Raw genomic sequence first — 15,558 nt, 5'->3', positions numbered from 1 at the left:
TGATTTACGAGAGAAAATGCGCTCTCGGCATGCATCTATGAGTTTCATCACCAGCGTCGAAGCCAGAAACACCCCCAAAGTACAAGGCAATCATAGCATAAATGTCAAAAATTACGATGCATTTTCTAAACATTTACACAACTTGATGCGCTTAATTACATTATTGCGCTAATATTTTACTTTTCAAGCCGAATAACAGAAAAATTATGAGCTATTTACTGGCACTGGATCAGGGGACGACTTCTAGTCGCGTAATCATTTTTAATGAGCATGGACAAGTTCAGGCAACTGCTCAACGTGAAACGCATATCCAGACTCCGCATTCAGGTTGGGTGGAACAGGATGCTCAGGAAATCTGGAGCTCACAGATTGCTGTGGTACAGCAAGCTTTAGCCACCGCAGGTATTCTGGCAAAGGATATTAAAGCCCTTGGCCTGACTAACCAGCGTGAAACCACTGTAGTCTGGGATCGTCGAAACGGCAAACCGCTCGCCCCGGCAATCGTCTGGCAGGACCGTCGTACGTCTGACTGGTGTAACCGGCTGATTGAAAAAGGCTTGATGTCCAAAATTCAGCAAAAAACAGGCTTACGGATTGACCCTTATTTTAGTGCCGGAAAATTGGTCTGGTTTTTAGAGCATGTTGAGGGAGTACGAGCACTCGCTGAACAAGGCCATGTGGCATTTGGTACTATCGATAGCTGGCTGATCTGGAATCTGACCCAAGGCGCAGAGCACGTCATTGAAGCCAGTAACGCTTCTCGTACCATGTTGATGAATCTGCACCAACAGTCGTGGGATGAAGAGCTACTCGAGCTATTTAATATCCCTGCTTCAGTCTTACCGAAGATTATTTCTTCTGATTGTTATATTGCTGACACCGCTTCTGGTTTACTTGGTGCCAATATTCCCATCACCGGAATTTTGGGGGATCAGCAGTCTGCACTCTTTGGCCAGTCCTGTTTTGAGGTGGGAAGTGCTAAAAACACCTATGGCACCGGCTGTTTTATGCTGTTCAATACCGGTCATGACATTCAGCTTAGCCAGAACAAACTGCTTTCTACCCTCGCCTGGCAAGCCAAGGGCAAAACCACCTATGCGCTCGAAGGCAGCGTGTTTATGGCCGGTGCTGTGGTGCAATGGTTACGCGATGGCCTCGGAATTATTCAAAGCAGCAGTGATGTGGAAAAACTGGCGCACCAGGTCGAGCATAGTGATGGCGTGGTTCTGGTTCCGGCATTTACCGGACTGGGCGCGCCGCATTGGGATAGTGAAGCACGTGCCTTACTCTGTGGCATGTCACGCGGTACGACCAAAGCACATATCGCTCGTGCAGCTCTTGAATCTATTGCTTTTCAGGTATCCGATGTCCTCAGTGCGATGCAGTCTGATATTGCACATCCACTCAAAGAACTGCGGGTTGATGGCGGTGCCAGCAGTAATGATATGTTGATGCAATTTCAGGCCGATATTCTGAATGTACCGGTACTGCGTCCGAAAATGCTGGAAGCTACTGCCTGGGGCGCGGCCGCTATGGCCGGATTAAAAGCTGGCGTATTTTCCGACCTGGATGAAATTTCCCAGTCCTGGCAGCTGGAACGTGCTTTTGAACCCAAAATGCAAAATGACGAAAGAGAAATGCATTTAGCCAAATGGCAAAATGCCTTGAAACGGGCTAAATCTGATCTCTAAATCCTCTAGGTTCATATTTGATCATCATAAAAAAAGCACTGTTTAACAGTACTTTTTTGTTTCCTCAGTTCACGATTTCATTAATAGGCATAAGAAGCAATTGCAGTGGCAATCGCCTTATCTTCATTATTCACTATGGTCATGCGCATGGTGCAGCCCTTGCGTCCCAAACGTAAGGTTTCTGCACGTGCAATAAAATATTTGCCACGTCCAGGCGCCAGATAATCCACCCGCATATCGACCGTCGCCAGACGCGACACTTTTTTAATGGTATCTGCAATCGTTTCCGGTTCGGCTTTTTTATACAGTTCGCCCATGGCCACAATACCACCGACACTATCCAGTACAGTTGCAGCCAGACCGCCATGCAGAATCTGGAAAGCCACATTACCAATCATGAAATCCTGCATTTCTACATAGGCCTCAATCTGGCCCTCGACCACCCGCATGGTCATGCCATTATGCTTAAAAAAAGGAGAGCTATTAAAAGCATGTACCAGCTGGTTCAGGACTACATCAATATCCACTTTCGAGCCCAGATGTATATTACCTGTCCAGTTTCTCTCTGTCTTACTCATCACTCTGCCCGAATCCACCACAATAAAAACCGCTAATTTATGCCCAAAAATTTGAGTTAGAGCTACAATAGAGGCCTAGTTTAATACTGATTACTGAGATTTTTATGACTTATACGTTCAATCGTCCCGCGTTTCCTGCAACTCGCATGCGTCGTATTCGTAAAAATGAACATTTACGTTCGATGGTTCGTGAAACCCATCTCGCGGCAGATCATCTCATTTATCCAGTATTTGTCCTGCCAGGACAAAACCAGACCCAAGATATTCCAAGTATGCCGAATATCCAGCGTCTATCAGCGGACTTGTTGTTAAAAAAATCAGAACGTCTGCTGGAACTCGGTGTAAATAAACTGGCGCTATTTCCGGTCACCCCACAAGAAGATAAAAGCCTGACTGCAGAAGCCGCATGGCGTGGAGATGGTCTGGTGCAAAACACCTTACGTTTATTGAAAAAAGAACTGCCAGAAATGGTGCTGATTACTGACGGCGCATTAGACCCGTATACCACGCATGGTCAGGACGGCATTATTGATGAGAACGGTTATGTCTTAAATGATGAAACGGTCGAGTGCCTTATTAAACAGGGCTTAAGCCATGCCGAAGCGGGTGCAGATGTGTTTGCTCCAAGTGACATGATGGATGGTCGGATCGGTGCGATTCGTCAGGCCTTTGAGCAAAATGGTCATATCTATACCTCGATCATGGCCTATTCAGCCAAATATGCATCAAGTTTCTATGGCCCGTTCCGTGATGCAGTCGGTTCTGCCAGCAACTTAAAAGGCGGCAATAAATACAATTACCAGATGGATGTCGGTAACCGCGCTGAAGCCTTGCATGAAATTGCGCTGGATATTCAGGAAGGTGCAGACATGGTGATTGTTAAACCGGGCATGCCTTATCTGGATATCGTCCGCGAAGTCAAAGACACTTTTGGCGTACCGACCTTTGTCTATCAGGTCAGTGGCGAATACGCCATGCTGGCCGCAGCAATTCAAAATGGCTGGTTATCTGACAATGTGATTATTGAGTCGCTGATGAGCTGTCGCCGTGCCGGTGCAGATGGTATCTGGACCTATTTTGCTGAAGAAGCTGCGCTTAAACTGAAAGACATGAAGTAAAAGGATTTCGGCGCAATGCATATCGCCATCATCGGCGCTGGTATCACGGGTTTGATGTCGGCGCTGGAACTTATTGAACAGGGATGTTCTGTTACCCTTTTTGATCAGCAGGCCGCCGGACAGGCTGCATCCTGGGCTGGAGGAGGCATCCTCTCCCCGATGTATCCCTGGCGTTATCCCGCTGCTGTAAATGCTTTGGCCCGACATGCCAAACCGATGTATCAGGACTGGAATCAAAAACTTCAACCCGTGACCGGGATTGATTTCCAGATTCATGAAACAGGTATGCTGATTTTTGATGTAGCCGATTTTGAAATCGGTTTAAGTTATGCCGCAACACATCAAGAGCCACAGCAACAGGCAAAATTACTTGATCAGGCTAAACTGCAACAGATCAATCCCAGAATTAATCAGAGCAAATTTAAACAGGCGATTTATTTTCCTGAACTGGCCAATATCCGTAATCCACGGTTATTACAGTCGATCATTAGCTACTTGAAGTACCATCCTCGTATCACTTGGCAAGAAGATTGCAAAATCACGCGCCTTAATATTCAACAAGGCTGTGTAAAAAGTATCGTAGATAAAAATGGCCGGCTTTTTCAGGCAGATCAGTATGTGTTCACAACCGGAGCATGGTCACAATACTGGTCACAGCAACTTGGTTTGGAAATTCCAGTACAGCCGGTTCAGGGCCAGATTCTGCTGTTTAAAACGCCACAAAACTGGCTGCCGACCATGTGCATGAACAAGGTTATGTACCTGATTCCACGTCAGGACGGACATGTTTTATGTGGGTCCAGCATGCGTCAGGTCGGTTTTGACACCTCGCCTTCTATCGAAATCCGGCAGGATATTTCACGAGATTGCATCGAGATGGTGCCAGAACTGGCAGATTTTCCGCTGGTCAAGCAATGGGCCGGATTAAGACCCAGCTCACCCGATGGTATTCCCTATATTGGCAAAATTCCCAAGCTGCAAAATACCTGGGCCAATTTTGGACATTTCCGTAACGGTTTATGTATGGGACCAGCATCAGGCAAATTGCTCGCTCAACTCATACTTGAACAAAGCCCAATCGTTGATCCAGATCCTTATGATCCAGTCCGTTTATTAGAGCCCAGTCGCTTAGTGCTTTAGAATATTGCTCAGTGCTTCTTTCAGGGTTGGATAATGAAACTGGAATCCAGCCTCCTGCAAGGCTTTGGGCTGTACATACTGACCGTTTAATACCAGTTGTGACTGTTCTCCCAGCATTATTTTTAGACTGCATGCGGGTAGTGCTAATAATGGTTTACGCTTCAGAATCTGGGCCGCATTTCGTGCAAACTGGGCCTGACTACTTTTTTCTGGCGCGACCACATTAAAGATCTGCTCGGTTGTATCCTCGAGCATCAAGAATTCAATCGCACGCAGTACATCCTCTAAATGCACCCAGGTCACTGGCTGACGTCCATGACCAATGCGGCCGAACAGATTCAATTTAATCGGTAACACCATCTGCGGAAGAATCCCATCACCTTTGCCAAACACCACAGCAAAGCGAACAATTTTGGTGTTCTGGTTAGTATAGGACAAGGCAAGTTGTTCCCACTTCGCACAGAGTTCAGACATAAAAATATCTTGTGGCGGGCTTTGTTCCGTGCAGACCTGTTCCCAGCGCTCATTGGGGTCAATGCCATAATAGCCAACCGCCGATGTCGAAATAATCCGTTTCGGTTTAATCTGATATTTTTCTAAATAATCAAAAACCTTTTTGGTGGTGTCTAAACGGCTATCCAGCAATTTCTTTTTACGCGCTGCCGTCCAGCGTCCCTGACCAATGCTTTCGCCAGCCAGATTGACCACATAATCAATCTGATGCTGTTTTAATTCATCCAGCTGATTGATCCAATGGAAGTCCGGATGTGGTTCACGTTTATTTTTCTGACGGGTCAGGCCAATCACCCGATAATCACGCTCTAATAAAAAACGCACGAGATGACTGCCAATAAAACCACTCGCTCCCGTCACCAGCACTACAGGTTTATACATTAGTCATTCTTCGCCTTATTATTTTCTTGGTTTAAATTATACGCCACTCATCTTCAGCTTTTTAAACCGAGAAGATTTTTGTAGTGGAGAATTTGTATCTTTCACCATTCAATCAATTTATGAAGATTGGCCGTCACAAAATGATTCACCTATGATCACTGAGGGGGATGACCAAACATTTTCTCTGCCATACGCTGGGCCTGCTTGCCATAAAACCAGTAGGTCAGCAGATACAGCGGAATTGCGATCATCAGGAACATGATCAGCACAATACTCATAAATTGTGGCTGCTGTAGATACAGCAGAAAGTCCTGCCAGGCATTCGGATTGGAACGGGTGGCGATGACAATACCAAGCAAGAGAAATAATAAATTATAGCCCCAGTAAATCAGGCTAAATCCGAGGGTGAATTTTTTACGCTCTGCCTGGGTCGGGGCACGTTTTTGCTGTTTTAGAAATTTAAAAAGCACCCAAATCATGGCCACCAGATAAGGAACAATCGTCAAGACTGCACCCATCCCCATCGGCAGCAAGGCTGCCAGTACACCGCAAATACAAGTAAAAATAAAACATATAACGAAAAACCAGATAAAATAACGACTTAGCGGCAGCATATGCATGACTCAGTGATCTTCAACAAGCTAGTATAAAAAAAATTAGGTTTTTTTTTCATTTTATTGTCAACCATCCACTACAGGGTGACGTTATATAGGGCACAAGGTACAAAAATTTGGACTGGCATCCACGAATTTTTGCTGACCTTTAGAGCTAAAGCAATAAGTCCAGTGTACAGGGAAATTTTGAATAGCAGCCAAAATCTTCATGTAACACAAATTTGACCGACGATTTCATCATCACTCGAATCGTCGGTTTTTATTTTTTAAAATCCCTATTTTTAAAATCTGATAACTTGCAGAGCCTTCGATATCTGATGATTTGGATACAACCGTCCAGTAATATCCATACTGATCAAAATAGATTCAGCTTGAATATTACAAACAATTCGCTGAAATATCGTTTTACAAGTAGATTTTTACCTGTGCTTTTTCCTATAGTGGCAAGGCAGATATCTTGGGGTTCATTACATGGCAGTTCATTTTCTTCACACTTCCGATTGGCATCTGGGACAATTTTTCCATAACCATGACCGTGAATTTGAACATGCGCAGTTTTTGACTTGGTTACTTGAGCAAATTAAAGCAAAGCAACCGCATGCTTTGCTGATTGCTGGCGATATTTTTGATGTGATCAATCCAGCGTCCAGTGCGCAAAGACAACTGTACCAGTTTCTGGCCGATGCACATGACCTGGCGCCGCATATGCAAACCTTAATGATTGCAGGCAACCATGATTCCGGTTACCGGATTGAGCAGGTTGAACCCTTGCTGGCCAAATTCAATGCCAAAGCTGTGGGAATTGTAGGCCGCACAGCAGAAAATACCTTGAACCTGGATCGTTTGCTTATTCCTATTTATGATCAGGATAAAAATATCATCGCCTGGTGTCTAACCCTGCCCTATTTACGCAGTGCCGAAATTACTGGGCTGAATGAACATACCAGCAATAGCCAGAACGCCATTAGCTATCTGCATCAACAACTGATTGCCGAAGCCAAAGCCCGCAAACAGCCACATCAGGCACTGATTTTAATGTCACATGCGCATATGCAAGGTGGTGAGACCTCGGACTCTGAGCGTCCGATTATTGTGGGCAATGAAGAGGCCCTGTCGACGGCGCTGTTTGATGATGTGATTGATTATGTCGCGCTGGGGCATTTGCATAAACCGCAAAAGGTCGGTCAGCCGCATATTCGCTATAGTGGTTCCCCAATCCCTTTGTCATTTAGTGAGATTAATTATAAGCATCAAATAGTTGAAGTCAGGATTGACCCTCAATTAGAAGATGAGGCACGTTTTCAGTTTGAAGCTTTGCTTATTCCACGCAGTGTACGCCTGCATCGACTCCGTGGTGAACTCAATGAAATCTTTGAGCATATTCGAACCCTTGAACATGGGGAAATTGAAGCAATTGATCAACGTGAATATATCGATATTGAATATCATACGGCAACGCCTCCTCCACCCAATTTAAGACAAACTTTTGAAGATGCACTTCCGCCGAACCGCTATCGACTGGTGCGCATTGCACGTCAATATCAAGCTATTAATCTTGATGATGCACAAGCTCAGAAGATCCATTTAGAGCCGCCAACCCCCAAAAGACTATTTGAACAGCTTTGGCTCAAACAGGGTTACAGCGCCGATGATTCGGTGCTGAAAGATTTTCTCAGCCTGATTACTGAGGCGGAAAAAAGTATTGTTGCTAATGAAACACCATAAGGATATGCCATGAAAATTTTATCTATTCGTATAAAAAACTTGGCATCGCTTGCAGGTGAACATTTTATTGATTTTGAAAGCAATCCACTTGCCAGTGCAGGCTTAATTGCAATTGTCGGTAAAACAGGCGCCGGAAAATCCACGATTCTGGATGCAATGTGTTTGGCACTGTTCAATCGTGTACCTCGTTTAAAAGATAGCGATGGCAAACTGACTGATATCGATGGTTCTGAACTTCTCACCAATTCACCATTGACTGTTTTGCGTCGCGGTACAGGCATTGGTTTTGCCGAACTGAGTTTTGTTGCACAAGATCAAAAAGTATATTCAGCTCGCTGGGAAATTAAACGTGCACGTGAAAATCCCACAGGCAAATTGCAAAGTGTGCAACGTTCACTGAAATGCCTGAGTGATGGCAATATTCTTGCCGATAAAGCCAAAGCGGTAGAAGCTAAAATTCTGCAAATTACTCAGCTGAGTTTTGAGCAATTTACCCGTGCCGTTTTATTGGCTCAATCTGAAGTGACCGCATTTTTAAAATCACGGGATACTGAACGTGGTGAACTGCTCGAATATCTGACCAACTCCAGTATTTTTGGCAAAATTGGTCAATTGGCATATGAAAAAACCAAGGAAATCGCCAATCAGCGCAAAGCTTTAGAAGTCAGACTCGGTGATATTGAGACTTTGTCGGAAGAAGATTTAGCGACTATAAGCGATCAATTCAATACAATCTGTACTGAATACAAAAAATTAGAACAAGAAAAATCCGCACTCGAAAAAAACCAGCGATGGTTTGAGCAAAAGCAAAAGCTGGAAAATGATGTTCAGCAACGACAGCAACAACTGGAAATCCAGCAACAACAAGTCGATGCACTCACCCCTCAAAAAGCTCAATTACAACAACTTGAGTCCTTTGCTTCTATTCGCCCAAGCATTATTCAGCAAAAGAACATCAATGCTGATCTTACCAAATTACAACCACAATTGACGCATGCACAGCAGCAATTTATGCAGATTGAACAACAATTCAATACTGAAAAAACAGCCTTTGAAAAAATAGATACTGAGCAAAAACAACAGTATCAATTTGAGGTTCAACATCAAGAAAAAATAGAGCTAGTGCGGTCTCGTGTTACCGAACGGCAGATTTTAGTTGAGCAACTACGCAATGCCCAAAGTGAAATTAAAACCTTAGAAGATCAGCACGCACCACATCTCAACAATGAAAAACAGATCAAAGAGCTACTTGAGCAGATACAACACAACATTACTCAACACACAGCGCAATTAGAAAGTTCAAATCATTTTAATTCGTTGGATGACGTACTTTCAGCACACATCAACCAAGTTCAGCGTTTTATTCAAAGTTATGCTCAATTTGAAAAACATTATGGTGATGTGCAACAAGCCAATACACAATTATTGGCTCAACAAAAACAACTTGAAGAATTGACTCAACAATTTGGTCAAGATGATGCGCTCAATCAGAAAATTTCATCACTCCGTATTGAGCGTGAACAGCTATTACACAAGTTAAATCAGCTGAATGTTGTTCAGCAACAATGGCAAAACTTCAAAAATATTGATACTGAAAATAACAATCTAATCACGCTAAAAAATACGCTGATTCAGCAAATTGAACAAAGTCACGCTCAGCTAAAAATTGCTGAAACCACCTATCAAACTCAGAAGAAAGCGCGTGAACAACTGCAACAAATGTTGCAACAACAGCGTTTACTTAATACTGAAAGTATTGAAAAACTCAGAGCAAACTTAGTCGATGGTGAAGCATGTTTGGTTTGTGGAAGTACGCAGCACCCTTATTTGACAAAGGATGCATTTGCAGATGAATTATTCAAACTTCAAGAGCAACAAGAACAGCAAGAACTTGAAAAAGAAAAACTAGCTTTCGATACGTGGCAACATCTGCAAAAAACCTGTACCCAACAGGCTGCTTCTTTAGATGCCAATTCAAAACAACTTGAAACACTGACGGCGCAATTGCAACACGTACAAATTCAACTTGAGCCACAGCTCGATACACTCAATATCTCTTTCGATTTTATACAAGATCATCAAATCTTGACTCAGATCATCTCATCTCAAATCAGTGATGTACAACAAGCACGAAAGCAAATTGAAGAAACATTGATTTCACATGAAAATGCACAAAAGCAAGGTCATGCACTTGTAACTTCGATTCAACAAACCACACAGCATTTATCGAGTGTGCAACAAGCTGAAGACAATATTCAGCATATTCTCAATTTGCTAAATGACGCAGAAAAACAGTTATGGAAACATTCGACTTTAAGTAGTGCCGAACAGGTTAATCACAAGCTACAACAACGTCAAACTCACTTAAAACAACTAAATGAGTTGAATATTCAATTCAACCAAACTGCACAACAACTTGAGCAAGCTCAGCAACAAATCAAATTTAGTCAGGAAAAAATTCAATCTGCTGCAAAACGTATTGAAAACTTAACCATTGAGGGCAAAAAGAATAGTGATCTTGCGATTTACGCTATTTTTGAAATGACGCAAACACAGGTTGAAAAACCCCATGAATGGTTGGCGAAATTCGATCAGAACCGACAGCAATTGCAAAGCAAATTTAATGATGCACGTAAGAAATTTGATCAAGCTCGTCAACAATTTGATAGCCAACAACGGCAGCTTGATCAACTCAAAATTCAGTTGGCTCAACTTGAAACACAGCATCATGCTTGTGTTTTAGAAATCGAACACTGGTTAAATCAAAATTTAGATTTTAATCATGCTTTGATTTCACAATTAAGCCTCATTTCAACTGAAGAAACTCAAAAACTACGTCAACATATTAAAGATATCGAACATGCCTTGGTCGATGCAGCATCCGCACTGAAAACCACACAACATCTGCTCACGCAACATTTACAAACTCAACCTGAAGTACAAATCTTACAGATTGAGCGTGCCATTGAACTGAACCTTAAAGCTTTAGCAGAGCGACAAGAACAGCGTGACCAACTTAAGACCAAGTTAGATGTTCACTACTCGAACCTAGACAAGCAAAAACAGTTTGCCGAACAAATTCAGCAAATTCAAACTGAAGAACATCGCTGGAATAAAATTTCCAGTCTTATGGGGGATGCCACAGGCAAAAAATTCCGTGATTATGCGCAGCAATATAACCTTGATATTTTGCTTGAATTTGCCAATCAGCAACTCGCGATGCTGTCTCAGCGTTACACCTTAAAACGTTTAGACAACTCACTCAGCCTTGCCATTATTGACCATGATATGGATGGTGAAACCCGTTCTGTTTCATCGCTTTCTGGTGGTGAGTCATTCTTGACCGCCCTTGCCTTGTCTTTGGCAATTGCCAATATGGCTTCAGGCTCCATGAAAATAGAATCCCTGTTTATCGATGAAGGTTTTGGCACCCTTGATGCATCTTCATTACATATGGTAATGAATGCACTTGATCAGTTACAAAGTCAGGGACGTAAAGTGGTCGTAATCTCACATATTCAGGAAATGCACGAACGGATTCCGGTACAAATTCAGGTCAAGCCTGTCGGTGCAGGCGCCAGTACCATTCAGATTATAGGTTAACGATGATTCACCCTGCCCCGAACACGCTCTCGCCCTATTTCAGCCTACAGCTTGAGAGCCTACGGGGTATCAGTGCCATTGTGGTGCTGTTCAGTCACTGCTTTCAAGCATTTATTGCGCCTTTCGATACCAGCATTTATTCATGGATACGCCTGCTTGGGCAGGCTGCAGTCATGATTTTCTTTGCCTTAAGTGGCTATCTGATCGGCTATTCGCTCCAGCACAACATTCATCAGCATGGTCAATTTAATCTGCGCCGTTATGCCCAACAGCGTTGCCGCAGGATTTTACCACCCTTCCTGTTTACCATGGTTTTGACGCTGGTTTTATATTTGCTTGCTCCACTATTATTTGCCAGCCACACGCATGCTTTTCAACACAGTTTTGGCATGATGATCCGGACTGACTATCGTGTAGATATAATGGAATTTGTTGGCTCGCTGCTATTTTTGAATGGCTTTGTGACGCCAACGGTTTCAGCCAATGCTGCGCTCTGGAGCCTGAGCTATGAAGTCTGGTTTTATGTGCTGGCCGGATTCCTGCCTTTTTTGAAAGATTCGGAAATGGCCAAAATCGGTTTTTTTATGGTTCTGGCTATACTGTCAGTACTGAACATCCAGTTTTTTATTTATTTTCTGGTCTGGCTCACTGCCTTTGCCTGTTCATTTCCCTATCTTCAGCTACGTTTTTTAAACCGCTTACAAGCGGTCAAATTAGCCCTATTTGGCTTGGCCTTCATCATCGCCTGTTTTGATGCTTACCAGTTTCAGGTGATTGATGAGGCCCAGCAATACCGTGCTGTGAATTTTGTCCCTTTTAATTTCTGTCTGGGTCTGGCATTTAGTTGCTGGCTGGTACAACTCCAGCATCAACGCAGTCACTATCATCCGGTCTGGGTTCAATCCGCTGATTTCTCCTATACCTTGTATGTCACCCATTTCCCCTTACTTTTATTTATTTTGGGCTGTATTCCGGCAACTTTGGCCTATGGTCTGGGAGGAGCAATTTTAGCCCTGATTGGTAGCATGTGCAGCTTAATTCTCTTCGCTTGGTTGATGGCTAAATGGTTCGAACCAGCCAGAAAAAAAGCGTTATCCGATACCCTGCGATAACGCTTTGCTGTAAAAAACTGACCGTAGAAGTTTATGCATCCTTTTTAGGACGTGCGCCAAACAAGGCCGTACCGACCCGTACCATAGTGGAACCCGCTGCAATCGCCTCGGTCATATCCGCAGACATGCCCATACTTAAAGTATCCCAGTCTTCAGGATGAGCATGTTGTGTTTTTACTACATCAAATAAAACTTTGGCATCAGCAAAGGCTTGAGGATTATTCGGTGCTGGAATCACCATCAAACCACGTAAACGCATATTCGGCAGTTGGCTGATTTGTGCGACCAAATCTGCAACCTCATCTGGTCGGCAACCATCTTTGGTATCCTGACCATCAATATTCACCTGAATACAGATATTCAGTGCGGGCTGATCATCTCCACGCTGATTTGATAAACGCTCGGCAATAATCAGGCGATCGACTCCATGTACCCAGGCAAAATTTTCTGCCAGATGCTTGGTCTTGTTACGCTGCACATGTCCAATAAAATGCCACTCAATCTCCAGGTCTTTTAGTTCGGTGATTTTTTCCAATGCTTCCTGCAAATAATTTTCACCAAAGGCCCGCTGGCCTGTCTGATACATCTCTGCCAGCGCACTACTCGGCTGGGTTTTGGACACGGCCAATAGTTGTACCGAATTCGGCTCACGCCCGGCCTGAGTGCACGCGGCCTGGATCTGAGCTAAAACCTGATTTCGTGACTGTTGCAGCATATTCATTGATGGGGTTCTCATTTCGTCCGGATTTTTTTCCCTTGCTCGTGAACTAAGTGTTGGTTAAGCTGTGGGAAAGCCTTATTATTCTAGCAAAATAAATAACATTTTAATGAACTCGGGGACCTTATGGATATTACAGAACTGTTAGCCTTTTCTGCTAAAAATGGTGCGTCGGATTTACACTTATCAGCAGGTTTACCACCGATGATCCGTGTAGACGGGGAAGTCCGTCGCATTAACCTGCCTGCACTGGAACATAAAGAAGTACACAAACTGGTGTACGACATTATGAACGATAAGCAACGCCGCGATTATGAAGAAAATCTGGAAACTGACTTTTCCTTTGAAGTTCCAGGCGTGGCCCGTTTCCGTGTCAACGCATTCAACCAGAACCGCGGTGCAGGTGCAGTCTTCCGTACCATTCCATCTAAAGTGCTGACCATTGAAGACCTTGGCATGGGTCAAATCTTTAAAGATCTTTGTGAATACCCACGTGGCCTGGTCCTCGTCACAGGACCAACCGGCTCAGGTAAATCGACTACGCTTGCAGCGATGCTAGACTATATCAATGACAATCGCTATGACCATATTTTAACAGTCGAAGATCCAATCGAATTTGTACACCAATCCAAAAAATGCCTGATCAACCAGCGTGAAGTGCATCGTGATACTCATGGATTTAATGAAGCATTACGTTCTGCATTACGTGAAGACCCGGATATTATTCTGGTCGGTGAGATGCGTGACCTTGAAACGATTCGTCTGGCATTAACTGCAGCGGAAACCGGTCACCTGGTGTTCGGGACCCTGCATACCACCTCAGCGGCAAAAACTATTGACCGTGTGATTGATGTATTCCCGGCCGAAGAAAAAGACATGGTTCGTGCCATGTTGTCTGAATCGCTGCAAGCGGTGATTTCACAAACCCTGCTCAAGAAAAATGGTGGCGGTCGTGTGGCTGCACATGAAATCATGATTGGTATTCCGGCAATCCGTAACCTGATCCGTGAAAACAAAGTGGCTCAAATGTATTCTGCAATCCAGACCGGTGCCAATTATGGTATGACTACCATGGATCAAAGCCTGAAAACTCTAGTGTCTAAAGGTATTATCAGCCCGCAAGTCGCCCGTACTGCAGCAAAACAGCCTGAATCATTCTTATAAAAAAATCATTTTATTGGGGTTTTATCATGGACTTTAACGGCTTACTCAATTACATGGTAGAGAAAAAGGCCTCGGATCTGTTCATCACAGCCGATGTCGAACCCTCTATCAAAATTAACGGTCAAATTCTACCCATTGGTTCGGTGAAATTGCCTGGACCGGCTGTGGGACAACTGCTGAACTCGATCATGAGCGAAAAGCAGCGTAAGGAATTTGCCGAAACGCGTGAATGCAACTTCGCGATCAGCAACCCGGACAAGTCCGCGCGCTTCCGTGTTAGTGCTTTCCAGCAACGTGATCAACCGGGGATGGTGCTGCGTCGAATTGAAACTGTTATCCCCACGATGGATGAACTCAAGTTACCGCCAATTTTAAAAGAACTGGCGATGACCAAACGTGGCATCATTATTTTTGTCGGAGCAACCGGTACCGGTAAATCAACCTCGCTGGCATCTTTGGTCGGTTATCGTAATGAAAATTCCAAAGGTCATATCATTACCATTGAAGATCCGATCGAATTTATTCACCAGCATAAGGGCTGTATTATCACCCAGCGTGAAGTCGGCATTGATACAGATTCATTTGAAATTGCCCTGAAAAACACCTTGCGTCAGGCACCGGACGTAATTCTGATCGGTGAGATCCGTTCACGTGAAACTATGGACTATGCCATTGCCTTCGCCGAAACCGGACATCTGGTCTTTGCTACCCTGCACGCCAACAACGCCAACCAGGCAATTGACCGGATTATCCATTTCTTCGAAGCAGACCGGCATAATCAGCTGTTTATGGACCTGTCCCTGAACATGAAAGCCATTGTGGCACAGCAACTGATTCCAACCATCGATGGCAATGGTCGCCGCGCTGCCATTGAAATTCTGATCAATTCACCGCTGATTGCTGACCTGATTCGTAAAGGTGATGTGCATGAAATCAAGGATCTGATGAAGCGTTCCCGTGAACTGGGCATGCAGACTTTCGATCAGGCGCTATATGATCTGTATAAAGCCAAACAGATCAGCTATAAAGATGCGCTGAAACATGCTGATTCACCAAACGACTTGCGTCTGCAAATCAAACTATCAGAAGAAGGTGGTAGCCACTTATTACGTGCGCATTCCAATATTACTTTTGATGGTCAGTCTTGATCATCTTGAAGGCATAAAAAAACAGGCTTCGCAAGAAGCCTGTTTTTTTGTTT

The 15,558-nt window shown here is 44.0% G+C and carries 12 protein-coding genes; 8 read left to right on the top strand and 4 right to left on the bottom strand.

All coding sequences use genetic code 11. From position 1 onward, the window contains the following. The first annotated feature begins 206 nt into the window (after positions 1-206). Complete coding sequence (gene glpK, locus WAK81_RS02785; protein ID WP_422195592.1) at positions 207-1,691, top strand: glycerol kinase GlpK; 1,485 nt, start codon at positions 207-209, stop codon at positions 1,689-1,691. A gap of 80 nt (positions 1,692-1,771) precedes the next feature. Here the strand turns inward: glpK and WAK81_RS02780 are convergent, their stop codons facing one another. Then, positions 1,772-2,269 (bottom strand): thioesterase family protein, encoded by a 498-nt coding sequence (locus WAK81_RS02780; protein WP_422195591.1) that lies wholly within the window; start codon positions 2,267-2,269, stop codon positions 1,772-1,774. A gap of 104 nt (positions 2,270-2,373) precedes the next feature. On the opposite strand from WAK81_RS02780, the gene hemB reads away from it, so the two are divergent. Beyond that, positions 2,374-3,387, top strand: a complete 1,014-nt coding sequence (gene hemB / locus WAK81_RS02775) for a porphobilinogen synthase (RefSeq protein WP_422195590.1) — start codon at positions 2,374-2,376, stop codon at positions 3,385-3,387. Positions 3,388-3,402: 15 nt separating this feature from the next. After that, on the top strand, positions 3,403-4,527 hold the full coding sequence (gene thiO, locus WAK81_RS02770; protein WP_422195589.1) for a glycine oxidase ThiO: 1,125 nt from the start codon (positions 3,403-3,405) through the stop codon (positions 4,525-4,527). On the opposite strand, the gene WAK81_RS02765 is transcribed toward thiO, so the two are convergent. Continuing rightward, positions 4,516-5,421, bottom strand: a complete 906-nt coding sequence (locus tag WAK81_RS02765; RefSeq protein WP_422195588.1) for a TIGR01777 family oxidoreductase — start codon at positions 5,419-5,421, stop codon at positions 4,516-4,518. The two genes, thiO and WAK81_RS02765, sit on opposite strands and share 12 nt — an antisense overlap. A 155-nt stretch (positions 5,422-5,576) precedes the next feature. Next, positions 5,577-6,035 (bottom strand): ABZJ_00895 family protein, encoded by a 459-nt coding sequence (locus WAK81_RS02760; RefSeq protein WP_005107697.1) that lies wholly within the window; start codon positions 6,033-6,035, stop codon positions 5,577-5,579. A gap of 471 nt (positions 6,036-6,506) precedes the next feature. Between WAK81_RS02760 and WAK81_RS02755 the strand changes: the two genes are divergently transcribed. Genes WAK81_RS02755 through WAK81_RS02745 form a run of 3 tightly spaced genes read left to right on the top strand, consistent with a single transcriptional unit; the run spans position 6,507 to position 12,475 of the window. Beyond that, a complete protein-coding gene (locus WAK81_RS02755; RefSeq protein ID WP_422195587.1) occupies positions 6,507-7,760 on the top strand; it encodes an exonuclease SbcCD subunit D in 1,254 nt (417 codons plus the stop codon). Positions 7,761-7,769: 9 nt separating this feature from the next. Then, a complete protein-coding gene (locus tag WAK81_RS02750; RefSeq protein WP_422195586.1) occupies positions 7,770-11,363 on the top strand; it encodes an AAA family ATPase in 3,594 nt (1,197 codons plus the stop codon). A gap of 2 nt (positions 11,364-11,365) precedes the next feature. Beyond that, positions 11,366-12,475, top strand: a complete 1,110-nt coding sequence (locus WAK81_RS02745; RefSeq protein ID WP_422195585.1) for an acyltransferase family protein — start codon at positions 11,366-11,368, stop codon at positions 12,473-12,475. A 31-nt stretch (positions 12,476-12,506) separates the two neighbouring features. Here the strand turns inward: WAK81_RS02745 and WAK81_RS02740 are convergent, their stop codons facing one another. Next, positions 12,507-13,196 (bottom strand): YggS family pyridoxal phosphate-dependent enzyme, encoded by a 690-nt coding sequence (locus WAK81_RS02740; protein ID WP_422195584.1) that lies wholly within the window; start codon positions 13,194-13,196, stop codon positions 12,507-12,509. A 123-nt stretch (positions 13,197-13,319) separates the two neighbouring features. Between WAK81_RS02740 and WAK81_RS02735 the strand changes: the two genes are divergently transcribed. Next, on the top strand, positions 13,320-14,357 hold the full coding sequence (locus tag WAK81_RS02735; RefSeq protein WP_064095783.1) for a type IV pilus twitching motility protein PilT: 1,038 nt from the start codon (positions 13,320-13,322) through the stop codon (positions 14,355-14,357). Between the two features lie 26 nt (positions 14,358-14,383). Then, positions 14,384-15,505 carry a PilT/PilU family type 4a pilus ATPase gene (locus WAK81_RS02730; RefSeq protein WP_422195583.1) on the top strand — a complete coding sequence of 374 codons (1,122 nt, stop codon included), beginning with the start codon at positions 14,384-14,386 and terminating at the stop codon, positions 15,503-15,505. The last annotated feature ends 53 nt before the right edge of the window (positions 15,506-15,558 follow it).

It is taken from the genome of Acinetobacter sp. (assembly GCF_049284435.1).
In the GTDB taxonomy this organism is placed as follows: Bacteria; Pseudomonadota; Gammaproteobacteria; order Pseudomonadales; family Moraxellaceae; genus Acinetobacter.
The sequence above is the reverse complement of the archived record's forward strand: the minus strand, read 5'-3'. Positions and strand labels throughout refer to the sequence as shown.